Below are 21,554 nucleotides of genomic sequence, written 5' to 3' on the forward strand. Positions count from 1 at the left end.
TCCGCTGCTATCGTCTATGGTCGATGGTCGACTGGATCGAAGCCTCCCCTCGCGGCATTTATGTGCGGCCTGCCGACGCCTGGATCGATCCGTCCGTGCCGGTCGATCGTGCCCTCATCACCCATGGCCATGCCGATCATGCGCGCGGCGGGCACCGCGCGGCCTGGGCTACGCCCGAGACGCTGGCGATCATGCGGCTGCGCTATGGCGCCGTTGACGGCAAGCCCGTCGCCTATGGCGAGTCGGTGCGCGTGGGTGGGGTGGAGGCCAGTTTCGTTCCCGCAGGCCATGTGCTGGGCTCCGCGCAGATAGTGCTCGAACATGCAGGCGAACGTGTCGTCGTGACGGGCGACTATAAGCGCCGAGGCGATCCCACCTGCGCGCCTTTTCAGCCGGTGCCCTGCGATATCCTCATAACCGAGGCGACCTTCGGCCTGCCCGTCTTCCGCCACCCGCCGATCGGGCAGGAGATGGACCGGCTGCTGACGGCGCTCCACGCCGCACCCGATCGCTGCGTCGTCGTCGGCGCCTATGCGCTGGGCAAGGCGCAGCGCGTGATCGCGGAACTGCGGGGCCATGGTCATGGCGAGCCGATCTTCATCCATGGTGCACTGGAGAAGATGTGCGATCTCTATCGCGACTTCGGGGTCGATCTCGGCCCGCTGGTGCCCGCCACCGCCGCCAACAAGGATGCGATGCGCGGCAGCATCGTGCTGTGCCCGCCTTCGGCGCTCAACGACCGCTGGTCGCGCCGCCTGCCCGATCCGATCACCGCGATGGCCTCGGGCTGGATGCGCGTGCGTCAGCGGGCGCGGCAGAAGAATGTCGAACTGCCGCTGGTCATTTCCGACCATGCCGACTGGGACGAACTGACCGACACTGTCCGCGAAGTCGCGCCGCGCGAATTGTGGGTGACGCACGGGCGCGAGGAAGCGCTCGTCCACTGGTGTGCGCTCAACCAGATTCGTGCCCGGGCACTCGCGCTCGTCGGTTATGAAGACGAGGACGAGGGCTGATGCGCGCCTTCTCCCAGCTGCTCGACGGCCTCGTCTATACCCGTTCGCGCAACGCCAAGCTGGCGCTGATCGCCGACTATATGCGTAGCGCACCGGACCCCGATCGCGGCTGGGCGCTGGCGGCGCTGACCGGCGACCTCAGCCTGCCGGCGGTCAAGGCCTCGGCGATCCAGGCGATCGTCGACGAGCGCGTCGACCCCACCCTGTTCCGCATGAGCCGCGACTATGTCGGCGATCTGGCCGAGACCGTCGCGCTGCTGTGGCCGAAGCGGCTCGACCAGCCGGCGGAGATCGATGACGGGTCGCTGACGTTGGGCGCGGTTGTCGACCGCCTGATGAGGCTCGGCCGGACGGAGGCTCCGGCGGCACTGGGCGAGATGCTCGATCATCTCGACTCGCCGGGGCGTTTTGCGCTGCTCAAGCTGGCGACGGGCGGCCTGCGCGTCGGCATCTCCTCGCGCCTTGCCAAGACCGGCTTCGCCCAGGCCTTCGACCTCGACGTCGATGCGGTCGAGGAGGTGTGGCATGCGCTGAAACCGCCTTATGCCGAACTCTTCGCCTGGGGGCAGGGCGGGCAGCGCCCCGATCCGCGTGGTACGCCCTTCTTCCGGCCGTTCATGCTCGCCCATCCGCTGGAGGACGGGGTCGTCGACCTCGCGGATTATGCCGCCGAGTGGAAATGGGACGGCATCCGCGTCCAGATCGTGGGTACGGGCAAGGCGGTGCGGCTCTACAGCCGGGCCGGGGACGACATCACCGCGACCTTTCCAGACGTCGCAGCCGCCGCTGCCGGGCTGGACGGGGTTCTCGATGGCGAGATGCTTGTGCGCGGCGAGGCGCAGGGGCGCGAGGAACATGGCGGTTCGGCCGCCTCCTTCAACGCGCTGCAGCAGCGGCTCGGCCGCAAGACCGTGTCCGCGCGCATGCTCGGCGACTACCCCGCCTTCGTCCGCCTCTACGATCTGCTGATCGCCGGTGAAGAGGATCTGCGCGAATTGCCCTGGAGCGAACGCCGTACGCGGCTGGAGACCTTTGCCAGCCGGCTCGATCCCGACCGCTTCGACGTGTCGACCGTGATCGCGGCGCGCGATTTCGACGAGCTCGCCGAAACCCGCGCGGGTGCCCGCGACGCGGCGATCGAGGGCGTGATGCTCAAGCGCCGCGACAGCCCCTATGTAGCGGGTCGCCGCACCGGCCTCTGGTATAAGTGGAAGCGCGATCCGCTGACGATCGACTGCGTGATGATGTACGCGCAGCGCGGCCACGGGAAGCGATCGAGCTTCTATTCCGACTATACTTTCGGCTGCTGGTCGGGCGATCCCGCACAGGGGGGCGAGCTTCTGCCGGTCGCCAAGGCCTATTCGGGCTTCACCGACGAGGAGCTGAAATGGCTCGACAGCTTCGTCCGCAACAACACGCTCAACCGCTTCGGCCCCGTGCGCGAGGTGGAGAAGACGCTGGTGGTCGAACTTGCCTTCGACAGCGTGCATGAAAGCCGCCGGCACAAGTCGGGCGTCGCGATGCGCTTCCCCCGCATCGTGCGCATCCGCCGCGACAAGCCGGCGGCGGAGGCCGACAGCATCGACAGCCTCCGCAAGCTGATCGCCTGACCCGACTTAGCCGGTCGTCTCGGCCGACAGCGGGGTGGGGGCGGCGTCGACCGGCTGGAGCCGGCGGGGGTCGGTCTCAGCGTGGACCGGATAGTCGGTATAGCCCTCTGCCCCTTGCGTATAATAGGTCGAGATATCGGGGCGGGTGATGTCGAGGCCGTGCCGATAGCGCTCGGCAAGATCCGGGTTGGAGATATAGGCCTGGCCGAAGCCGATCATGTCGGCCGCACCGCTCGCGATCGTCGCGGCGGCGGTCTGGCGGGTGAAGCCCGCGACGAACATGGCCGGCCCGTCGAACAGCGGGCGCAGCGTGCCATAGACGTCCCACTCCATCCCGTAATTGCCGATCTGGAGATAGGCGATGCCGCGCTTCGACAATTCGCGCACGACATATGTGTAGGTGGCGACGGGGTCGTCGTCGAACACGTCGTGGAAGGTCCAGCCGGGGCCGATCTTGACCGCGACGAAGCCTGGATCGGTCGCCGCGATCATCGCGTCGACGCAGGCGAGCAGGAAGGCCGCGCGCCTCTCGACGCTGCCGCCCCACTCGTCGGTGCGGACATTGGCGTTGGTCGACAGGAACTGCATCGGCAGATAGCCCGAGGCGGCGTGGACCTCGACCCCGTCGAAGCCCGCCTGGCGGGCGAGGGCGGCGCAGCGCGCATATTCGTCGATCACGCCCAGCACTTCGGCGTGGGTCATCGCGCGCGGCTGGGGATAGGGGCGCTTCGGACGCGGGCAGTTGACCGTATAGTGCCGCGCCTTGGGATCGGGCTGCACCGCCGACGGCGCGATCGGCTGTTCGCCGTCGAGCATCAGCGGGTCCGAAAGGCGGCCGACGTGCATGATCTGCCCGAAGATCGCCCCCCCGGCAGCGTGGACGGCGTCGGTCACGCGCTTCCAGCCGGCGACATGGCGGTCGCTGTGGAGGCCCGGCGAGAAGAGATAGCCGCAGCCCATCGGCCCCGGATAGATGCCTTCGCTGACGATCAGCCCGGCCGAGGCGCGCTGGCCGTAATGGTCGACGTTCAGGTCGGTCGGCGTGCCGTCGAGCAGCGAGCGCTGCCGTGTCATCGGCGCCATCGCCATGCGGTTGGCGATCGTCACATTGCCGACGCGCAGCGGCGTGAACAGGGCATCCACGGAGTCAGTGCTCATTGCTTTGGTCCTTCATGAGGTGGGCGTCAGACGCCTTGCATGCCGATATCGGGTCGCGCTCGCGCGCCGAGGGCCGCAGCCTTCTCGAACAGGCTGCGGTCGCCCTGCTCCCAGGTGATGTTGAGCCGGCACGCCGCGATCTTCCAGCCGGAGGGCGTGCGGACGAAGCGCTCGGTGTAATAGCCGCCCATCATCTGCGCCTCGTCGCCCAGCTGATGCCGCGCGGTCATATTCGTCACGGCTTCAGCCTCGTCGCCCATGAACCTGACCAACTGGCCGCTGAACACATGCTGGGTGGCGTCGAACGGGGCGAGGGTGGCCTTGACCATCTCGACCCAGCGATCGGCCGCGATCGTCTCGCGGATGCCGGCCCAGTCGAAGAAGTCGAACGCGACCTCGTCGGTGAAGATCATGCGGTAGAGCGGCCAATCGCGGCCGTCGACGGCAAAGGCATAGCATTGCTTCACATCGTGGATCGCGGCCCGGTCGAGCAGGTCCTGAAGCCCGGACGGGGGAGGTGGCAGATCCATGGCGCTCTCCGTTGCGGCGGATCTCGGCCCGCGTCGGACGGCAGAGGGCCGGATGTGCGCCACTTTCACAAGCTGCGCAAAAGCCTAGCTGCGAGGTAGCCCGCCGTTGATAGTCTCACCATTTGACCGGTCGGGCGAAGATCGGCGGAGAGAGAGGAATGCCGATGTCGGTTGCCGCACCCGGCCTGGAGGAAGTCGCTGCGCGCCTCGCGATCACCGATGTCCTGCACCGCTATTGCCGCGCCATGGACCGGATGGACCGCGAACTGGCACTGTCCTGCTGGCATCCCGGTGGCACCGACGAACATGCGCCGCTGTTCGTGGGGACGGCGGAGGGATTCGTCGACTGGGTGTGGCGCATCCACAAGCCGATGCTGCTGACGCGCCATGTCCTGTCCAACGTGCAGATCGAGATCGAGGGCAACCGCGCCTGGTCCGAAAGCTATTGGGATGTCCTGCTCCGGGTCCGCGATGGCGAGGGCCTGACGGACGTCACCGGCGGCGGGCGTTATCTCGACTATCTCGAATGCCGGAACGGGCTGTGGGCGATCGTCCATCGGCGATCGGTCCACGATTGGGATCGGGTCGATCCGGTCGGCCGGACGATGGCGGATGCGGACGCGGTTCCGCCCAACAACCCCGGTGCGCGCCTGCACCTCGCGACCCGCGATGCGCATGACCCCTCCTATGCCTTTCTCGGTGGCCATCTGACCCGCTTCGATTGACGCCGGGCCTCTCGCCCGCAGGAGCCCGCCCGCGCCGACGGAACCATCGCCTCCAACGGGCTTTGACTCCGCATTCGCAGGGGCAGGAGAATAGAGCATGGCCGCGCGCTTACTGGCAGGGGCAGATCCGCCTCGTCCTCGTCTCGATTCCTGTCGAAATCTACAGCGCAACCGTCAGCAGCGCGCAGGTCGCCTTTCATCAGGTGCACGAACCGAGCGGCAAGCGCATCCGCTACGAGAAAATCGTGCCGGGATTGGGGCCAGTCGACACCGACGATATCGTCAAGGGTTTCGAGGTGTCGAAGGGCAGTTATGTCCTGCCCGAACAGGACGAAATCGACGCGGTGAAACTGGAGAGCAAGCGGACGCTCGAACTGGGGATCGCGTGTCGAGGATGTGCAGAAGCCGGACGGGCTGATCTTCGACTTCGATCCGGACGAAGATCTGGACTTCGCCGATGTGAAGAAGGCGGCACGCGAAATCCGGACGCTGCTGGCGGCCATCGGCCTCGTCGCCTTCGCCATTGCCGATGTCGACCGGTTGCTGAAGCGTGCCGCCGCGAAGAGGTTGAGGGGCTGGGGCATGGCGGATCAGGCCCTGCCCGATCTATGATGCTCTGGCCGAGGAGAGGGGAGCCGCCATGTTCGTAGCCGTCTATTGGTGGAAGGTTCACCCGGGCAAGGAGGAGCAGTTCGTGCGCGCCTGGACGCGAGGCACCGACCTGATCCGCGAAATCTACGGGAGCTACGGCTCGCGCCTGCACCGCGATTCGGATGGGCGTTTCGTGGGCTATGCCGAATGGCCCGACGAGGCGACCTGGCGCTACGCCTTCGACCATAAAATGGCCTATGAGGAGCCGGAGATACGCCGGGCCTTCGAGGAGGCCGTCTGCGAGGTTCCCGCCGACGCCGATCCCATTTTCACGATGACCGTCGTCAGCGACCGGTTGATCACCCGGACCTCGCCCGCAACCGACTGAAGCTCCAGCCTTCCTGTTTCTGGCCTGTTTCCGGGTGTAGAGAAGTCGGCTGCATGTCGGGGCGGATGCTGCGTCCGAATGGCGGGGGCATCGACAAGGGCTGCGCGATCCACAGCCCTTCGCACAAAAGAAAACGGGCGCCCCTTTCGAGGCGCCCGTCCTGTCAGTAATTCCGGTCCGCAGCGGACCTGGAGATTACTTCGCGTCCTGAACGGCGTCAGCAGCTTCTTCAGCGGCATCGGCCTTGTTCTCGAGCGCGCTCTCGACAGCCTCGTTCGAGGCATAGTCGGCGGCGTTCTCGAGCGCGTCAGCCTGGTTCTCCAGGGCGGCGGTGGTGTTGTCAGCGGCGTTTTCGGCCGGAGTTTGCTTGTTGCAGGCGGCCAGTGCGATCAGACCAGCAGCAACGACGACGACGCTCAGCTTCTTCATTCGAGCAGCTCCCAAAGCTTTTTAACGGCCGGCTCGAACGCCGTACCTCGGGCTGACATAACGTCGAAGACAAGAGCGTCAACGGAAAATCGACATGAATCCAAGGCTTAAAAGGTAACGACGTCCGTAACGAAAATCCCGAAAGGGACGGATTTCATAGGGTCGTTACAGGTCCAGCTGTTCTGCCAAAGACAGTCGATCCAGAATATTCGCCGTCTCGTCCCGCACGGACAACATGACGGCGCGCAACCGACACTTGGCCTCGTCTATGCAATGGTCGCAGGGCGTGTATGCGAGACGGGCGGCGCAGGGCACCAATGCCAGCGAGCCCCGCGTGGCCCGGACGATGTCGCCATAGGTGATTTCGGCCGGCGGCCGTGACAGCCAATAGCCACCCTCCTTGCCGCGCATCGTCTCGACGAAGCCGGCCCGCTTCATCTCCGACAGGATGACCGTCAGGAATTTGCCGGGGATATTCTGTTCGTCGGCGATCTCGGCGAGTTGAATCGGCCCCTGGCCATAACGGTCCCCGAGATGGAGCAAGGCGCGTATCGCATATCGCGTTCTCTGTGACAGCACGGCCCGACCCTCTGAAGATTGCGATCCATGTAGGCAAAGCCAACGATAATGGAAGAGTAGAGTTAGTAGACAAAGCCGACGGCGACGTTCGACCTGTCCGCAGGGGATGCGTATATGCCCGCTTGCGTCCGGCCGGGGCTTTGCCTATGGAGCGCCCCACATGGCGTCCCGGCGCCCGTGGCGATCGTAGTTCAATTGGTTAGAGCACCGGTTTGTGGTACCGGAAGTTGCGGGTTCAAGTCCCGTCGGTCGCCCCACCTTTTCAAGCATGCAGCAGCCATCCGGTCGGGCACCTCCCGGTGCCGCTGAGCCGTGCGTTGTACCAGGCCGCTTTGGGCTAGCCATCCGAGCTGAACAATTATATTACCTCAAATCGTAATAGAATTGCGTGAGGTTGTAATGATCGCTCCCTGGCTCCTTCCCGATTTCGACGATCACGAGGGCGTGCACCTCTTCCGCGACGCGGCGTCCGGGCTGACGGCGGTCATTGCGGTGCACTCGACTCATCTCGGGCCGGCGGCTGGCGGCACGCGCTTCTGGCACTATGCCGATCCGGCCGAGGCGATCACCGATGTGCTGCGTCTGTCGCGGGGCATGAGCTTCAAGAACGCCATGGCTGGCCTGCCGATGGGTGGCGGCAAGGCGGTGATCCTGGCCGATCCCCTCCGCACCAAGACCCCCGAGATGCTGGCGGCCTTCGGCCGTGCGGTCGATTCGCTCGGCGGACGCTATGTCACCGCCGAGGATGTCGGCATGTCGGACGCCGACATGGTCGCGATCTCGCGCGAGACGAAGCATGTTTCGGGGCTGCCCGTGGCAGCGGGCAATGCTGGCGGCGACCCCGGCCCGACGACCGCGCTGGGCGTCTATCTGGGCGTACGTGCGGCGATCGAGCGCGGGCTGGGCAAGAGCGACCCGCGCGGGGTGCATGTCGCGATCCAGGGCGTGGGCAGCGTCGGCGGTGCGCTGGCGCGGTTGCTGGCGGCAGACGGCGCCCGGCTCACCCTGGCAGATGCCGATGCGAAGCGTGCCCGCGCACTGGCCGACGAGCTGGGCGCGGAGCTGGTTTCGACCGGCGAGATCATGACGGTCGAGGCCGATGTGCTCAGCCCCTGCGCGCTTGGCGCAGTGCTCGACGAGCGCAGCATCGCAGCGTTGCAGGTCGGGATCGTCGCAGGTGCTGCCAACAACCAGCTGGCCACCCCCGCCGATGCCGATCGCATCCACGCTCGCGGCATTCTCTATGCGCCCGACTATGTGATCAACGCGGGCGGCATCATCAACGTCGCGCTCGAATATCTGGGTCAGGGCAACCGCGCCGAGGTGGAGGCGCGGGTGGCGCATATTCCCGAACGGCTCGAGTCGATCTGGTCCGAAAGTACCGCCAGCGGCGTTGCAGCAGCAGTCGTTGCCGACCGCATGGCGATGCGGCTGATCGGCCGGGGCTGAGCGCTCAGCCGAGAGTCGCAGCGCTTGCGCGCCGCAGGCGCTGCTCTCGCCAGACGGTGTAGAGCCCGCTGGCGGCGATAAGTGCGGCGCCGGCCAGCGTGCTGGGGCCGGGCACCACCGACCAGATCAGCCACCCCAGCAGTGCGGCCCAGACGATCTGCGCATAGTCGAACGGCACGAGCGCGGCGATCGGGGCCGCTTGCAGTGCGCGGGTCATGCACAGCTGCGCGCCGGTGCCGGTGAGCCCGCCTGCGAGCAGCAGCCACCAGGTCGTCGCATCGTGGCGCCCGGTGAAGAAGGGCATCGCGATCGCACTGGCGACGAAGACGCTGACGAAGAACCAGAAGATGATGGCGCCGGCGGACTCGGTCGCCCCCATTTCGCGCACCGTCACATTCACGGCGGCATTTGCGAAGGCTGCGGCAATCGCGATCGCCACCCCTGTCAATGGCAGGTCCGACCCGCCGGGCCGCGCGACGATTATGACGCCTAAGAAGCCTATCGCGACGGCCGTCCAGCGATGCAGCCCGACATGCTCGCGCAGGAACATGGCCGAGAGGATGGTCGCGAAGGCCGGCGCGGAAAATCCGATGGCGACCGCGTCGGCCAGCGGCAGCAGCACCAGCGACTGGAAGAGCAGGCCGAGCGAGGCCAGCCCGATCAGCGAACGGAAGATATGCGCGCCCGGCCGCTTCGTCCGGATCGTGCCCACGCCGTCGGTCAGCCACAGCCAGGCGAGGATCGCCGGTATGCCGACCGCCGCGCGGAAGAACACCATCTCGACCGGACCGGCGCCATGATTGCCGGCCAGCTTCATCGCCGCGCTCATCAGCGCGAAGAAGGCGACGCCTGCCGAGCGCAGGGCGATCCCCCGGACGATGTCCTGCGGGCGCGAAGGGAGGGGCGGGTTCATTCCGTAGCGCGATGGTCGCTATCGCGACGGCGCGCAAGGCTTCCCCGATGGACCATTGCGGAGGACGCATTTGGTCCTTATCCCCATGCCGTCGTGCATATCTTCGCCAACCCCGCCCGCTTCCTGTCGATCGCGCGCCCGCTGACGTCCTGGCTGGGCTGGCCGGGGCTCGTGCTGATCACGGCTGGCATCGTCGGCGGCCTGTTCTTCACCCCGCAGGACTATCTGCAGGGGCAGAGCGTGCGGATCATGTACGTCCACGTGCCGGCCGCCTGGCTGGGGATGGCGGGGTGGAGCGGCATTGCCGTGTCCAGCCTGATGCAACTGATCTGGCGCCACCCGCTGGCAGCGGTCGCCGCGCGCGCCATTGCGGTGCCGGGTGCGCTGTTCAGTGCGATCTGCCTCGCGACCGGTTCGATCTGGGGGCGTCCGACCTGGGGCACCTGGTGGGAATGGGATGGCCGGCTGACCTCGATGCTCGTCCTGTTCTTCCTCTATCTCGGCTATATCGCCTTGTCGTCGGCTGGTGCCGAGCGCGGCAGCAACGATCGCATCTCGGCGATCTTCGGCGTCGTGGGCGCGGCCAATATCCCGGTGATCCACTATTCGGTCGAATGGTGGCGGACCCTGCATCAGGGGCAGAGCATCGGGCTGGCCGGGTCGAAGATCGATCCCTCACTCCTCTGGCCGCTGCCGCTGACCACCCTCGGCTTCACCCTGCTGTTCGCTGCGATCGTCCTGATGCGGATGCGCGCGCTGCTGGCCGAGGCCAAGGTCGCTGCGCGGCTCAAGCGAATGGCATCCGAATGACACATTGGCCCTTCATCGCCGCAGCCTATGCGGTCACCATCGTCGGTACGCTGGGCGTGCTCGTCGCATCGCTGCGCTGGATGCGCCGCGCCGAGCGTCAGGCCGAAGCGCTGGGCAGGCGCGACTGATGGCGGTCAAGGCGAAGAATCAGAGGCTGATCCTGGCGCTGCTCGCGGTCGTGGCGATCGTCGGCGCGGCCTTGCTCGCGATGTCCGCGCTGAAGGACGAGGCCTCCTATTTCTATACGCCGTCCGATGCGAAGCGCGACCATGTCGATACCGGCCGCGCCGTCCGGCTCGGCGGCATGGTGAAGGGCGGGTCGATCGAGCGCATGGGCGATGGCGTGACGATCCGCTTCGTCGTGACCGATAATGCCGAGACCGTGCCGGTTACCTTCAAGGGTATCGTCCCCGACCTGTTCAAGGAAAATTCGGGCGTGGTCGCCGAGGGCAGTTTCCAGCCCGACGGCAGCTTTGTCGCGACCAACATCCTCGCCAAGCATGACGAGCGCTACATGCCGCCGCAGGTTGCGGGCGAGATGCACAAGACCGAGAGCCTGGACGCGGGGCCGGGCAAGGGGAAGGGGACGACGTGATAGCCGAGGCAGGATTGGCGGCGCTGTGGCTCGCGGCGGCGCTTGCGGGGCTGCAGCTGCTGTTCGGGATCATGGGCGTGTCGAGCGGCCGGGCCGAACTGCTCGCGGCGGTGCGTCCCGTCGCGGTCGTCCAGGCAGTGCTGACGGCACTGGCCTTCGCGGCCCTCGTCTATCTGTTCGTCACGGTCGACCTTTCGGTCGCTCTGGTCGTTGCCAACGATGCCTCGACCAAGCCGCTGCTGTACAAATTCGCCGGAACCTGGGGCAACCACGAAGGCTCGATGCTGATGTGGGTCACCATCCTCGCGGTGGCCGGCGGCGGCGTAGCCTTGTTCGAGCGGCGGCTGAACGAACGCACGCTGATCGCGACGCTGGCGGCGCAGGCGGCGATCGGCCTCGGCTTCTATGCCTTCCTCCTGTTCGCCTCCAACCCCTTTGCCCGCATCGACCCTGCACCGGCCGAAGGGCAGGGGCTCAACCCGCTGCTTCAGGATCCGGGCCTCGCCTTCCATCCGCCGACGCTCTATCTCGGCTATGTCGGCCTTTCGGTCGCCTTTTCCTTCGCGGTCGGCGCGCTGGTGACCCGCGATGTGGGCGCGGCCTTTGCCAAGGCTATGCGCCCCTGGGTGCTCGGCGCCTGGATTCTCCTCACCCTTGGTATCACCGCCGGCAGCTACTGGGCCTATTATGAACTCGGCTGGGGCGGCTGGTGGTTCTGGGATCCGGTCGAGAATGCCTCGCTCATGCCCTGGCTGGCAGCGACGGCGCTGCTCCATTCGGTCACCGTGCTTGCCACGCGCGAAGGCCTGCGCGCCTGGACAGTCATGCTCGCGGTCGTCGCCTTCTCGATGTCGATGGTCGGCACCTTCCTCGTGCGCTCGGGCATCCTGACCTCGGTCCATGCCTTCGCCGTCGATCCCAAGCGCGGCAGCTTCATCCTGGCCCTGCTCGCCATCTATATCGGCGGTGCCCTCGCGCTGTTCGGCCTGCGCGTCGGCACGGTGCGCGAGGGATCGCGCTTCGACGCGGTCAGCCGCGAAGGCGCGCTGGTCATCAACAACCTGCTGCTGTCGGCGATCCTCGGCATCGTGCTGGTCGGCACGCTCTACCCGCTGATGGCCGAAGCCGTGACCGGCGAGAAGCTGTCGGTCGGCCCGCCCTATTTCAACACCGCGGCCGGCCCGCTCGCGCTGGTTCTTGTCGCCGTCATGGCGGCAGGCCCGGTGATGCGCTGGCGGCGCGACGAACTGAAGGCGGTGCTGACGCGCATGGCGATCCCGCTTCTGATCGCGGCGGTCGTGCTGTTGCTGGTCGTGCTCCTCGCGCCCGGCATCGGCATATTGCCGCTGCTCGGTCTGGTCGCGGCCGGGGGCGTCGGTGTCGGCTCGCTGGCACCGCTGTGGAAGCGGAATCTGCGGCGTACCCCGCTGTTCACCTGGGGCATGGTGATCGCGCATCTCGGTATCGCGGTCAGCATGGCCGGCATGGCGGCGGAAAGTGCCTTCACCAAGGAAACGCTGGTGGCCGCGCGTATGGGCGAAAGCCACCGGGTCGGTCCCTACACCATCCGTCTCGACGATGTGGAGCCGGTCGCCGGTCCGAACTTCACGGCCGTCGAGGCCAGCATCACCGCGCAGCGCGGTACTGGCGTACCCTTCACCCTGCACCCGCAGACGCGGACCTTCCCGTCACCCCAGGCCGAGACCAATGAGGCCGCGATCACGACCGTGCTCGATGGCCAGCTCTATGTCGTCATCGGCAAGTCGGACGAGGTGGGCCGCTGGCAGCTGCGACTGTGGTGGAAGCCCTTCGTGACGCTGATCTGGGCCGGCGGCGTTCTGATCGCGCTCGGCGGCCTGCTGTCGCTGATCGGTCGCGTCCGTCGTGAGATGCGCCACGCGCCGGCGGAGCGCTACGCATGAGGAAACTCCTCATCTGGCTGCCGCTGGCGATGTTCCTCGCGTTCATGGTGGTGTTCGCCGGTGGGCTGATCAGTCCTGAGAGCAAGACCATTCCGTCGAAACTGGTCGGCAAGCCGATGCCGCAATTCTCGCTTCCGGCTGGCATCGCGGGCAAACCGGGCCTCAGCAGTGCGGAACTCGCCAACGGCCAGCCGCATCTGGTCAACATCTTCGCGAGCTGGTGCATTCCGTGCATCCAGGAATCGCCGCAGCTGGCGCAGCTGGCGCAGGCTGGCGTGCCGATCTACGGCATCGCGATCCGCGACCGGCCCGAGGATCTCGGCCGCTTTCTCGCCCGCAACGGCGATCCCTATCGGGCGATCGGCGGCGACGTGAACAGCAGCGTGCAGATCGCGCTGGGATCGTCCGGCGTGCCCGAAACCTTCATCGTCGACGGCCAGGGTATCATCCGCCGTCAGCATATCGGCGCGATCAATCCCGAGGACGTGCCGGGCCTGATGTCCGCACTGGCGGCTGCGAAATGAGGCGGCTCCTCGCCATTGCAGGCGCTGCGACGCTGGTTGCGAGTCCGCTTGCGCCGCTGTTCGCCGATTCGCTGATGCCGGCTGCGCGCTATGCCAATGAGCAGCTCGCCGATCCGCAGCAGGAGCGCCAGGCCAAGGCGCTGATGGAGACGATCCGCTGCCTCGTGTGCCAGGGGCAGTCGATCGCGGACTCGGATGCGGAAATGGCGGGCGACATGCGCGCGCTGATCCGGACCCGGATCGAGGCCGGCGAGAAGCCCGAGGCGATCCGCGCCTGGCTGATCGAGCGCTATGGCGACTGGGTGAGCTTCACGCCGCCGCTCGACCGGCTGACCTGGCCGCTCTACCTGCTCCCGGCGCTGTTTCTCGGCCTTGGCATCTGGATCACGAGCGGGCGGTTGAAGCGCCGGAGGAAAAGCTGATGGGCTGGATTGTCTTCGCGGTCCTCGCGGTGCTGGTCGTAGCCGTGCTGTGGCGCTTCGGTCGCCTGCCCAAGGGCGGGCTCGAACTGGTTGGCGCCGCCATGTTCATCGCGGTTGCCGGCTATGCCTGGCAGGGTTCGCCGGGCCTGTCCGGCAAGCCCACGCCGCCCGCTGACATGGCCAAGGTCCCCGACAGCGATTTCGCGCTGGAGCGGGAAAAGCTGCTCAGCCGCTTCGGCGCCGATGCCGATGTGCTCGGCACTGCCGACGCCTTCCATCGGCAAGGGCTCAACCTCTATGCCATCGGGATCATCAAGGGTGCGCTCGAGAAGCGGCCCAACAGCGCCGAGCTGTGGGTGGGCCTCGGCAACGCCTTCTTCATCCATGGCGGCAACCAGATGTCGCCAGCCGCCCAGCTCGCCTTCCAGCGGGCGCAGGCGATCGCACCCGATCATCCGGGCCCGCGCTTCTTCATGGGGCTGTCCTACGCGCAGGCCGGGCAGCTCGACCAGGCCGAGCTCGTGTGGCGCCAGCTGCTCGAAAGCGCGCCGCCCGGTGCGCCGTGGCGCAACGATATCGAAGAGCGGCTGGTCGAGCTCGAACGGTTCAAGGCGGGTATGGCCGCCCGCTGACGCGGACGTCGCCCGCTTCCTGACGGGGGTGGGAGAGGGACGGCGCGGCCGGGGAAGGCCGCGCCCTACAGGTCCGGGGATAGGGGGGTATGGCCCTGTCTCCCTCTCCCGATCCTCCCCTCCGGGGGAAGAGGGGAGGAAGACCGATAAGCTTAGCCGGCGAAGGGCAGGTCGAGCGCTTCGGCCACGGCCTTGTGCCGGATCTGGCCGCCCGCGACGTTGAGGCCGGCAGCGAGGTGCGGATCGGCCGCCATCGCCGCATCGGCGCCCAGCGCCGCCAGCTTCTGGACGAAGGGCAGGGTCGCGTTGTTCAGCGCGAAGGCCGAGGTGCGCGCGACCGCGCCGGGCATGTTGGCGACGCAATAATGGATCACGCCGTCGACTTCGAAGACGGGATCGTCATGGGTCGTGGCATGGCTGGTCTCGAAACAGCCGCCTTGATCGATCGCGATGTCGACCAGCACCGATCCGCGCTTCATCGTCCTGAGCATGTCGCGCGTCACCAGCTTCGGCGCCGCCGCGCCCGGCACGAGGACCGCGCCGATCACCAGATGCGCGCGGGCGACGGCGGCCGCGATCGCGGCCTTCGATGCATAGGCGGTCTTGATCTGGCTGCCGAAATGCATGTCCAGTTCGGCGAGGCGATCATTGTTGATGTCGTAGATGGTGACGTCGGCACGCTGGCCGACCGCCATCTGCGCAGCGTTGATGCCGGCGACGCCGCCGCCGAGGATGGCGACGCGCGCGGGCGCCACGCCGGGCACGCCGCCCAGCAGCACGCCGCGTCCGCCCTGTTCCTTTTCCAGATAATGGGCGCCGACCTGGATCGACATGCGGCCGGCGACTTCGGACATCGGCTTGAGCAGCGGCAGCGCGCCCGAGCGCGAGGTGACCGTCTCATAGGCGATGCAGGTCGCGCCCGATGCCATCAGCCCTTCGGCCTGCGGCTTGTCGGCGGCGAGGTGGAGATAGGTGAACAGCGTGTGGCGCGCCTCGAGCAGCGCGATCTCGGACGGTTGCGGCTCCTTGACCTTGACGATCATGTCGGCGGCGGCAAAGACCGCGCCCGCATTCGGTGCGATCCGGGCGCCTGCGGCAACATAGTCCTCGTCCTCGAAATCGATGCCGGTTCCGGCGCGCGTCTCGACGATCAGTTCGTGACCGGCGGCGGCGAGTTCGGCTACGGAGGCCGGGGTCAGACCAACCCGATATTCGTGATTCTTGATTTCCTTGGGAACACCGATCCGCATGGCTCACTCCTCTCAATGACCACCCATCATAACCCCCCGCTGACGGGAAAAAGTTGCGAAGGTCGACGCGGTTGAGCCAGCCGCGCGCAGGGGTTTGCGCGGAACCCCCTAGTCATGCCAAAAACTCCCGCATGGATCGTATCGATCGCAAGATCCTCTCACAGCTAGCCCGCGATGCGAGCCTGACCAGCGAGCAGCTGGGCGACAAGGTCGGCCTGTCGCCGTCCGCCGTCCATCGCCGCGTGAAGGCGCTCGAACAGGCCGGCATGATCCGCGGCTATCGCGCACGTCTGTCCGACGAAGCGCGGGGCAATCCCTCGACGATGTTCGTGCAGGTCACCCTGGCCGATCAGAGGCAGGCGACGATGATGGCGTTCGAGCAGGCGCTGGAGCGCACATCGCACGTCGTGGCGGCCTATCTGCTCAGCGGTGAGTCGGATTATCTGTTGAAGGTGGAGGTGGCCGAGGACGACAGCTACGAGCGCGTCCACCGCGACATATTGTCCGCACTGCCCGGCGTGTTGCGGCTGGTGACGCAGATGACGCTGCGGACCCTGCTCAAGGACGATTGACAGCGCGTCCCGCGATGGAACGGCCCTCGATGGAACGGCTGGAGCCCCACGCCGTTGCTAGCACTATCCCGCCCGTGCTAGGGCGCCGCCGCTATGCCGCTCGATCCAGGGGAAGGACGGGCGCTCGAACTGGGCACCGACATGAAGGCTGACCTCGCATGACGAATGAGGGCACGGGCGACGCTTCCGTGCAGGCGGTGCCGCACTCTGCAGCGCCCGACAATCATCTGCCGGGCGGCGGTCATGCGCAGGGCGGGATGGCCGCGCTGATGCTCGGTGCGATCGGCGTCGTTTTCGGCGACATCGGCACCAGCCCGCTTTATGCCTTTCGCGAGACCTTCGCCGGCCACCATCCGCTGCCGCCCGACGAAGTCCATATCCTGGGCGTCCTCAGCCTGATCTTCTGGTCGATGATGGTCGTCGTGACCTTCAAATATGTCGCGATCATCATGCGCGCCGACAACAAGGGCGAGGGCGGCAGCCTGGCGCTCCTCGCTCTGATCAACCGCAAGACCGAGAACAACAAGCGTTGGACCAAGGGCATCGTCCTGCTCGGCGTGTTCGCGACGGCGCTGTTCTATGGCGACAGCATGATCACGCCGGCGATCTCGGTCCTGTCGGCGGTGGAGGGCCTGACTACGGTGGAGGCCCGGTTCGCACCGCTTGTTCTGCCGCTCGCCGTGGGCATATTGATCGGCCTGTTCACGATCCAGGCGCGCGGGACGGCCAAGGTGGGCCTGCTGTTCGGCCCGATCATGCTCGTCTATTTCGCGGTGCTCGCGACGCTGGGCGTGTGGCACATCGTCGACAATCCCCATGTCCTGATTGCGCTCAATCCCTGGTACGCGGTCCGCTTCTTCCTGGAGGAGGGCTATTTCGCCTTCCTCGCCATGGGCTCGGTGGTGCTGGCGGTGACGGGGGCCGAGGCGCTCTATGCCGACATGGGCCATTTCGGGCGCAAGCCGATCGGGGTCAGCTGGCTCGTCTTCGTCCTGCCCGCGCTTATGCTCAACTATCTTGGCCAGGGCGCGATGCTGCTGTCGCAGGACATGGCGACCGCGCTGCAGACGATCCACAACCCCTTCTTCCTGCTGGCCCCGGAAATGCTGCGCCTGCCGCTGGTGATCCTGGCGACCATGGCGACGGTCATCGCAAGCCAGGCGGTGATCTCCGGCGCCTTCTCGGTCACCCAGCAGGCGATCCAGCTCGGCTTCATCCCGCGTCTGCGCATCACCCACACCAGCGCCGGCTCGATCGGGCAGATCTACATCCCGGCGATCAACTGGGGCCTGATGGTCATGGTGATCCTGCTGGTGATATCCTTCCGCACCTCGTCGAACCTTGCCGCCGCCTATGGCATCGCGGTAACCGGCGCGATGGCGATCGACACCTGCCTGATCGCAGTCGTGCTGATCCAGCTGTGGGGATGGAAGAAATGGGTGGCGGCGCCACTGATCGCGGTCTTCGCGGCGGTCGACCTCGCCTATTTCGGCGCCAACCTCACCAAGGTGCCCGATGGCGGCTGGTTCCCGCTGCTGATCGGCTTCATCGCCTTCACCCTGCTCACCACCTGGGCGCGGGGCAGGGCGCTGATGATCGACCGGCTTCGCCAGGCGTCGATGCCGGTCAAGGTGTTCGTCCAGTCGGCGGTCAATTCCGCCGTCCGCGTGCCCGGCACCGCGGTGTTCATGACCTCGCAGGCGCAGGGCATGCCCCACGCGCTGCTGCACAACCTGAAGCACAACAAATGCCTGCATGAGCGGGTGATTCTGCTGACCGTGAAGATCGCCGACGTTCCCTATGTCCGCACGACCGAGCGGGTCAGTTGCGCCGATCTGGGCCAGGGCTTCTTCCGCATCGTCATCAATTACGGCTTCATGGAAGACCCCGACGTGCCGGCGGTGCTGGCGGATACGCAGACCTGCGGGCCTGCGTTCAAGATGATGGACACGAGCTTCTTCCTCGCCCGGCAGACACTGCTGCCCTCGGCGCATCCCGGCATGGCGATCTGGCGCGAGAAGCTTTTTTCCTGGATGCTCCGAAACGCCGAAAGCGCGATGGAGTTCTTCAAGCTGCCGACCAACCGCGTGGTCGAGCTGGGCAGCCAGGTCGAGATTTGACCGGCACCGCGCCGATCATCGTCACCGCATTGCTGGGCGACGAGGATCTCGCCTGGGCGGACGGCCTGCGGCGGGTGCATTTTCCGCCCGAGCGCAATGTACTGCGCGCCCATCTGACGCTGTTCCACCATTTGCCGCCGTCGGGGCTCGACGAGCTGCGCCGCCTGCTGATGCGCGAAGTGCGGACGACCATCGCCCCCGCCGCGCGCATCTCACGACTGCTGTCGCTGGGGAGGGGCGTCGCCTTCGGCGTCGACAGCCCCGGTCTCGCTGCCATCCGGTCCCGCATCGCCGAGGCGTTCGAGCCTATGCTGACCCCGCAGGATCGCGCCGGCTGGCGGCCGCATATCACCATTCAGAACAAGGTCACCCCGGCCGACGCACGCGCGCTGATGGCGGAGCTGTCGAAGGACTTCGAGGCCCGCCCGCTGCGGATCGATGGCCTGTCGGCCTATTGGTATCGCGGCGGTCCGTGGGACTCGATCGGCGACTGGCGCTTCACTCGATCTGGCCGATCCCCGCGCAGCTGAGATCGAAGGCGGCCAGGCCGGCGTCGAGATACCCCGCCAGCATCGGCATCTCCATCAGCTGGTCGACGATCGGCTCGGCATCCTGCTCGCCTGCTGCCTCCAATGCCTCGTCCCATTCGCTCGCGTCGAACGTCCCGCGCCCGACCAGCGCCAGCGCCAGCACCTCGATCTGCTCGTCGTCGGCCATATCCTCGATCAGCGCGCGGACCTCTTCCTCGACGGCCTCATTGGCTTCGTCCTCAAGCACCGCCAGCGGATCGTCGCTGTCGGTCGGATCCTCGTCCTCCTCGGTCTCGATCGCAGGCACTTGGGCCTCCAGTTCGCGCGAACGCACGATCAGGCGGCAGATATCTTCCAGGGAAACCGTCAGTTCCATCGCACGATCCTCGCTTGTCCAGCCGCTATCGGCGCGCTTTCCAACGTGGACGCGCGGTCAGGGTTCCCGAGCGGTGGTGCGTCAGGCCGGAACGAGCGTCTTCAGCGGGACTTCCGTATCGGCGAGCGCGGCTTTGTCGGGCGTCAGGCCCTTGGTCACCAGCGCCTTGCCCTGCACATAATCCTTGACCGCATTGACGCAATCGAGCGCCAGCACCTTGCCGTTCTTCAGATAGATGATCGAGAAGCTCCGCGTCGCTGGATCGCCGCGCACGATCGTCTCGTCATAGCCGATCGACAGGCCCATGGTCTGCAGCCGCAGATCATATTGGTTCGACCAGAACCAGGGCACCGCATGATAGGCTTCCTCGGTGCCTAGGATATGCTTGGCTGCGGTCGTCGCCTGATCATTGGCGTTCTGGACCGACTCCAGCCGGATGCGCTGCCCGTCGGCAAAGGCGTTGGCGTGCATCGCGCAGTCGCCGATCGCATAGATGTCGGGGAGGCTGGTGCGGCAATATTCGTCGACATCGACGCCGTTGCCACCGGCCGCGCCGGCCGCGATCAGCGCCTCGACCGCAGGGATGATGCCGATGCCGACGATCACCATGTCCGCCGCAATGATGCTGCCGTCGTGCATGCGCACTCCGGTCACCCGGTCCTGCTCGTCGCCCAGGATGCAGTCGACCTTGGCGTTCAGCTGCACGTCGACGCCATGCGCGCGGTGCTCGGCCTCGTAGAAGCGCGACAGCGTCTCGCCCGCCACGCGCGCCAGCACCCGATCGAGCGCTTCGAGGATCGTGACCTTCTTGCCGAATTTCGACAGCACCGCCGCCGCCTCGAGGCCGATATAGCCGCCGCCGATGACGACGACATTGCTCGTCCGCTCGAGCTCGCTCAGCATCCGGTCGGCATCGGCGCGGGTGCGCACGCCGTGGACGCCGCTCAGATGATGGCCCGAGCAGGTCAGCCGGCGCGGAGAGCCGCCGGTCGCCCAGACCAGCTTGCCATAACCGATGGTCGAGCCATCGGTGAGGGTGACGCTGTGCGCGGCCGGATCGACGCTCTCGACGCGACGGCCGAGCAGCATGTCGACCTTGCGGTCGTCCCAGAAGCTGGCCGGGCGAATCAGGATGCGCTCGAAGCTCTTCTCACCCGAGAAATATTCCTTGGAGAGCGGGGGGCGCTCATAGGGCAGGTCGGGCTCGTCGCCGACGATCGCAATGCTGCCCTCGAACTTGTTCTGTCGCAGCGCCACGGCCGCCTGTGCGCCGCCATGACCGGCGCCTACGATCAGCACGTCATACTGGGCCAATTGCGAATCTCCCCGCCATGTTTTCAAGCTGGGGCGGTCTGTAGTGGGTGGAACGGCAAAGTCCAGTTGACCGGCCCTCGCACCCTGCTTATAGGCCCGCTCCACCGCGTTCGCGGACGCCTTTGGGGCGGAGTAGCTCAGTTGGTTAGAGCAGCGGAATCATAATCCGCGTGTCGGGGGTTCAAGTCCCTCCTCCGCTACCACCGGAAATCTTGGAAAAACCTCGTATTTCCGCCGTTTTTTCGGCCTTCGAGGTGACGATTTTTCTTGCCCCCAAACTGTACCGGTTGGTTACATTTAGGCTCATTCAGACCCCCTAGTGAACGGGTTTGTGAACTGGTTTCGTCGTCTCTCACTGCCGAGATTCGCATGAGAAGACAGGACTTCACCCCCGCAATGCTTGACTCGATGGCGTTTGGTCGTCGGCCGGACCCCGCCGTCGTCGGCCGGACCCCGCCGTCGTCGGCCTGACATTTGTGAACGCGCCGGGCGGCCTAAAGAGCTGGAGCTTCAGGCGGCGACTGAACCGCCCCGGCCTTGTTCATGGCGCAAGCCCGCGCTCGAGCCGTGCCAGAATATGCTTCAGCTCACTCAGCTCTTCGGCCGCCAGAACCTCGCTGATACGGGCATCCGTCGCTTCAAGATCCGCTAGGAGGGCATTGGTGAGTTGCCTGCCCTTCGTCGTCAGGCGCATCGCTTGAGACCGGCCGTCGATGGCAGCCCTGTCCAGCAGGCCCTGCGCTTCGAGCGCTGCGATGATCGGCGTCATGTTCGCACGCTTGATCCCCAGTTCCTCACACAGATCGCGTTGGCGGCAGCCGGGATTAGCGCTGATGAGGGTCAGCACGGTGCCCTGTGTGATGCTGAGACCGAAGCGTTCCGCTGCTTGCGCGGCTCGACCCATCAATATGATGGAGGCCCGGCGCATGCGGTAACCGAGATGCTGCGCGACGGGATTTTCCAAGCTGGTCATGATCCTGCCCTTTCTGTCCGGCCCATGCCCCAAGGCCGTTGCGACTGCCACCGGATTCACTTGCATCACAAGGTGGGTGTGTTATGTTATGTTACATAACAATAAGCCATTCTCTCCCGGAGTCGG

General features: G+C 66.3%; 25 protein-coding genes, 2 tRNA genes and 1 pseudogene. 19 read left to right on the forward strand and 9 right to left on the reverse strand.

The window, feature by feature from the left end; all coding sequences use genetic code 11:
- Positions 1 to 23 precede the first annotated feature (23 nt).
- Both ACNI3R_RS14500 and ACNI3R_RS14505 read left to right on the forward strand, forming a co-directional pair.
- Positions 24 to 1,016 carry a ligase-associated DNA damage response exonuclease gene (locus ACNI3R_RS14500; protein WP_426184701.1) on the forward strand — a complete coding sequence of 331 codons (993 nt, stop codon included), beginning with the start codon at positions 24 to 26 and terminating at the stop codon, positions 1,014 to 1,016.
- Positions 1,016 to 2,626, forward strand: coding sequence for a cisplatin damage response ATP-dependent DNA ligase (locus ACNI3R_RS14505; protein WP_426184539.1), 1,611 nt, complete (start codon positions 1,016 to 1,018; stop codon positions 2,624 to 2,626). The genes ACNI3R_RS14500 and ACNI3R_RS14505 overlap by 1 nt, the downstream gene beginning before the upstream one ends.
- Positions 2,627 to 2,632: 6 nt before the next feature.
- Here ACNI3R_RS14505 and ACNI3R_RS14510 read toward each other — a convergent pair whose 3' ends face one another.
- Together ACNI3R_RS14510 and ACNI3R_RS14515 are read right to left on the reverse strand one after the other, a co-directional pair.
- Entirely contained in the window at positions 2,633 to 3,784 is a 1,152-nt protein-coding gene (locus ACNI3R_RS14510) for an alkene reductase (protein WP_426184541.1), read from the reverse strand.
- Between the two features lie 26 nt (positions 3,785 to 3,810).
- Positions 3,811 to 4,314 (reverse strand): nuclear transport factor 2 family protein, encoded by a 504-nt coding sequence (locus ACNI3R_RS14515; protein ID WP_426184543.1) that lies wholly within the window; start codon positions 4,312 to 4,314, stop codon positions 3,811 to 3,813.
- A 164-nt stretch (positions 4,315 to 4,478) separates the two neighbouring features.
- Between ACNI3R_RS14515 and ACNI3R_RS14520 the strand changes: the two genes are divergently transcribed.
- The 4 genes and pseudogenes from ACNI3R_RS14520 (at position 4,479) to ACNI3R_RS14535 (ending at position 6,018) form a co-directional block, all read left to right on the forward strand.
- The gene (locus ACNI3R_RS14520; RefSeq protein WP_426184545.1) at positions 4,479 to 5,039 is read left to right on the forward strand and encodes a nuclear transport factor 2 family protein; all 561 of its coding nucleotides are present in this window, start codon (positions 4,479 to 4,481) and stop codon (positions 5,037 to 5,039) included.
- Positions 5,040 to 5,101: 62 nt separating this feature from the next.
- Positions 5,102 to 5,416 (forward strand): annotated as a pseudogene (locus ACNI3R_RS14525) (Ku protein); the annotation flags it as partial.
- Between the two features lie 19 nt (positions 5,417 to 5,435).
- Positions 5,436 to 5,651: a non-homologous end-joining DNA ligase LigD gene (ligD, locus tag ACNI3R_RS14530; RefSeq protein WP_426184547.1), complete on the forward strand. Its 216-nt coding sequence runs from the start codon at positions 5,436 to 5,438 to the stop codon at positions 5,649 to 5,651.
- 28 nt (positions 5,652 to 5,679) lie between these two features.
- Positions 5,680 to 6,018, forward strand: a complete 339-nt coding sequence (locus ACNI3R_RS14535) for an antibiotic biosynthesis monooxygenase family protein (protein ID WP_426184549.1) — start codon at positions 5,680 to 5,682, stop codon at positions 6,016 to 6,018.
- A gap of 195 nt (positions 6,019 to 6,213) precedes the next feature.
- Here ACNI3R_RS14535 and ACNI3R_RS14540 read toward each other — a convergent pair whose 3' ends face one another.
- Both ACNI3R_RS14540 and ACNI3R_RS14545 read right to left on the reverse strand, forming a co-directional pair.
- Positions 6,214 to 6,447, reverse strand: a complete 234-nt coding sequence (locus tag ACNI3R_RS14540) for a hypothetical protein (RefSeq protein ID WP_426184551.1) — start codon at positions 6,445 to 6,447, stop codon at positions 6,214 to 6,216.
- Between the two features lie 165 nt (positions 6,448 to 6,612).
- Positions 6,613 to 7,026: an RrF2 family transcriptional regulator gene (locus ACNI3R_RS14545; protein WP_426184553.1), complete on the reverse strand. Its 414-nt coding sequence runs from the start codon at positions 7,024 to 7,026 to the stop codon at positions 6,613 to 6,615.
- A gap of 180 nt (positions 7,027 to 7,206) precedes the next feature.
- Between ACNI3R_RS14545 and ACNI3R_RS14550 the strand changes: the two genes are divergently transcribed.
- Together ACNI3R_RS14550 and ACNI3R_RS14555 are read left to right on the forward strand one after the other, a co-directional pair.
- A tRNA-His gene (locus tag ACNI3R_RS14550) sits at positions 7,207 to 7,283 on the forward strand.
- A 142-nt stretch (positions 7,284 to 7,425) separates the two neighbouring features.
- Positions 7,426 to 8,475, forward strand: coding sequence for a Glu/Leu/Phe/Val family dehydrogenase (locus tag ACNI3R_RS14555; protein WP_426184555.1), 1,050 nt, complete (start codon positions 7,426 to 7,428; stop codon positions 8,473 to 8,475).
- Positions 8,476 to 8,479: 4 nt separating this feature from the next.
- On the opposite strand, the gene ACNI3R_RS14560 is transcribed toward ACNI3R_RS14555, so the two are convergent.
- A complete protein-coding gene (locus tag ACNI3R_RS14560) occupies positions 8,480 to 9,388 on the reverse strand; it encodes a DMT family transporter (RefSeq protein WP_426184557.1) in 909 nt (302 codons plus the stop codon).
- A gap of 93 nt (positions 9,389 to 9,481) precedes the next feature.
- On the opposite strand from ACNI3R_RS14560, the gene ccmC reads away from it, so the two are divergent.
- Genes ccmC through ACNI3R_RS14595 form a run of 7 tightly spaced genes read left to right on the forward strand, consistent with a single transcriptional unit; the run spans position 9,482 to position 14,293 of the window.
- Positions 9,482 to 10,198 carry a heme ABC transporter permease CcmC gene (gene ccmC / locus ACNI3R_RS14565; protein WP_426184559.1) on the forward strand — a complete coding sequence of 239 codons (717 nt, stop codon included), beginning with the start codon at positions 9,482 to 9,484 and terminating at the stop codon, positions 10,196 to 10,198.
- The gene (gene ccmD / locus ACNI3R_RS14570) at positions 10,195 to 10,326 is read left to right on the forward strand and encodes a heme exporter protein CcmD (protein ID WP_426184561.1); all 132 of its coding nucleotides are present in this window, start codon (positions 10,195 to 10,197) and stop codon (positions 10,324 to 10,326) included. The genes ccmC and ccmD overlap by 4 nt, the downstream gene beginning before the upstream one ends.
- Complete coding sequence (gene ccmE, locus ACNI3R_RS14575; RefSeq protein ID WP_426184563.1) at positions 10,326 to 10,793, forward strand: cytochrome c maturation protein CcmE; 468 nt, start codon at positions 10,326 to 10,328, stop codon at positions 10,791 to 10,793. The genes ccmD and ccmE overlap by 1 nt, the downstream gene beginning before the upstream one ends.
- Positions 10,790 to 12,715 (forward strand): heme lyase CcmF/NrfE family subunit, encoded by a 1,926-nt coding sequence (locus tag ACNI3R_RS14580; protein ID WP_426184565.1) that lies wholly within the window; start codon positions 10,790 to 10,792, stop codon positions 12,713 to 12,715. Before ccmE ends, ACNI3R_RS14580 begins: the two co-directional genes overlap by 4 nt.
- Entirely contained in the window at positions 12,712 to 13,239 is a 528-nt protein-coding gene (locus ACNI3R_RS14585) for a DsbE family thiol:disulfide interchange protein (RefSeq protein ID WP_426184567.1), read from the forward strand. The genes ACNI3R_RS14580 and ACNI3R_RS14585 overlap by 4 nt, the downstream gene beginning before the upstream one ends.
- The gene (locus ACNI3R_RS14590; RefSeq protein WP_426184569.1) at positions 13,236 to 13,661 is read left to right on the forward strand and encodes a cytochrome c-type biogenesis protein; all 426 of its coding nucleotides are present in this window, start codon (positions 13,236 to 13,238) and stop codon (positions 13,659 to 13,661) included. Before ACNI3R_RS14585 ends, ACNI3R_RS14590 begins: the two co-directional genes overlap by 4 nt.
- Positions 13,661 to 14,293, forward strand: coding sequence for a tetratricopeptide repeat protein (locus ACNI3R_RS14595; RefSeq protein WP_426184571.1), 633 nt, complete (start codon positions 13,661 to 13,663; stop codon positions 14,291 to 14,293). Before ACNI3R_RS14590 ends, ACNI3R_RS14595 begins: the two co-directional genes overlap by 1 nt.
- A gap of 152 nt (positions 14,294 to 14,445) precedes the next feature.
- Here the strand turns inward: ACNI3R_RS14595 and ald are convergent, their stop codons facing one another.
- A complete protein-coding gene (ald, locus tag ACNI3R_RS14600; RefSeq protein WP_426184573.1) occupies positions 14,446 to 15,543 on the reverse strand; it encodes an alanine dehydrogenase in 1,098 nt (365 codons plus the stop codon).
- Between the two features lie 131 nt (positions 15,544 to 15,674).
- On the opposite strand from ald, the gene ACNI3R_RS14605 reads away from it, so the two are divergent.
- The 3 genes from ACNI3R_RS14605 to ACNI3R_RS14615 all read left to right on the forward strand — a co-directional run bounded on the left by ACNI3R_RS14605 (position 15,675) and on the right by ACNI3R_RS14615 (position 18,765).
- Positions 15,675 to 16,115: an Lrp/AsnC family transcriptional regulator gene (locus ACNI3R_RS14605; protein ID WP_296625888.1), complete on the forward strand. Its 441-nt coding sequence runs from the start codon at positions 15,675 to 15,677 to the stop codon at positions 16,113 to 16,115.
- Positions 16,116 to 16,273: 158 nt separating this feature from the next.
- Positions 16,274 to 18,235, forward strand: coding sequence for a potassium transporter Kup (locus tag ACNI3R_RS14610; protein WP_426184576.1), 1,962 nt, complete (start codon positions 16,274 to 16,276; stop codon positions 18,233 to 18,235).
- Complete coding sequence (locus tag ACNI3R_RS14615; RefSeq protein ID WP_426184578.1) at positions 18,232 to 18,765, forward strand: 2'-5' RNA ligase family protein; 534 nt, start codon at positions 18,232 to 18,234, stop codon at positions 18,763 to 18,765. Before ACNI3R_RS14610 ends, ACNI3R_RS14615 begins: the two co-directional genes overlap by 4 nt.
- Here the strand turns inward: ACNI3R_RS14615 and ACNI3R_RS14620 are convergent.
- Together ACNI3R_RS14620 and ACNI3R_RS14625 are read right to left on the reverse strand one after the other, a co-directional pair.
- A complete protein-coding gene (locus ACNI3R_RS14620) occupies positions 18,734 to 19,141 on the reverse strand; it encodes a DUF3775 domain-containing protein (RefSeq protein ID WP_426184580.1) in 408 nt (135 codons plus the stop codon). The genes ACNI3R_RS14615 and ACNI3R_RS14620 overlap by 32 nt on opposite strands.
- An 81-nt stretch (positions 19,142 to 19,222) precedes the next feature.
- Positions 19,223 to 20,455 (reverse strand): NAD(P)/FAD-dependent oxidoreductase, encoded by a 1,233-nt coding sequence (locus ACNI3R_RS14625; protein ID WP_426184582.1) that lies wholly within the window; start codon positions 20,453 to 20,455, stop codon positions 19,223 to 19,225.
- 126 nt (positions 20,456 to 20,581) lie between these two features.
- On the opposite strand from ACNI3R_RS14625, the gene ACNI3R_RS14630 reads away from it, so the two are divergent.
- Positions 20,582 to 20,658: transfer RNA gene (locus tag ACNI3R_RS14630), tRNA-Met, on the forward strand.
- Between the two features lie 338 nt (positions 20,659 to 20,996).
- Here ACNI3R_RS14630 and ACNI3R_RS14635 read toward each other — a convergent pair.
- Positions 20,997 to 21,428, reverse strand: coding sequence for a MarR family winged helix-turn-helix transcriptional regulator (locus ACNI3R_RS14635; protein WP_426184584.1), 432 nt, complete (start codon positions 21,426 to 21,428; stop codon positions 20,997 to 20,999).
- Positions 21,429 to 21,554 lie beyond the last annotated feature (126 nt).

Source organism: Rhizorhabdus antheiae, from assembly GCF_049889055.1.
In the GTDB taxonomy this organism is placed as follows: domain Bacteria; phylum Pseudomonadota; class Alphaproteobacteria; order Sphingomonadales; family Sphingomonadaceae; genus Rhizorhabdus.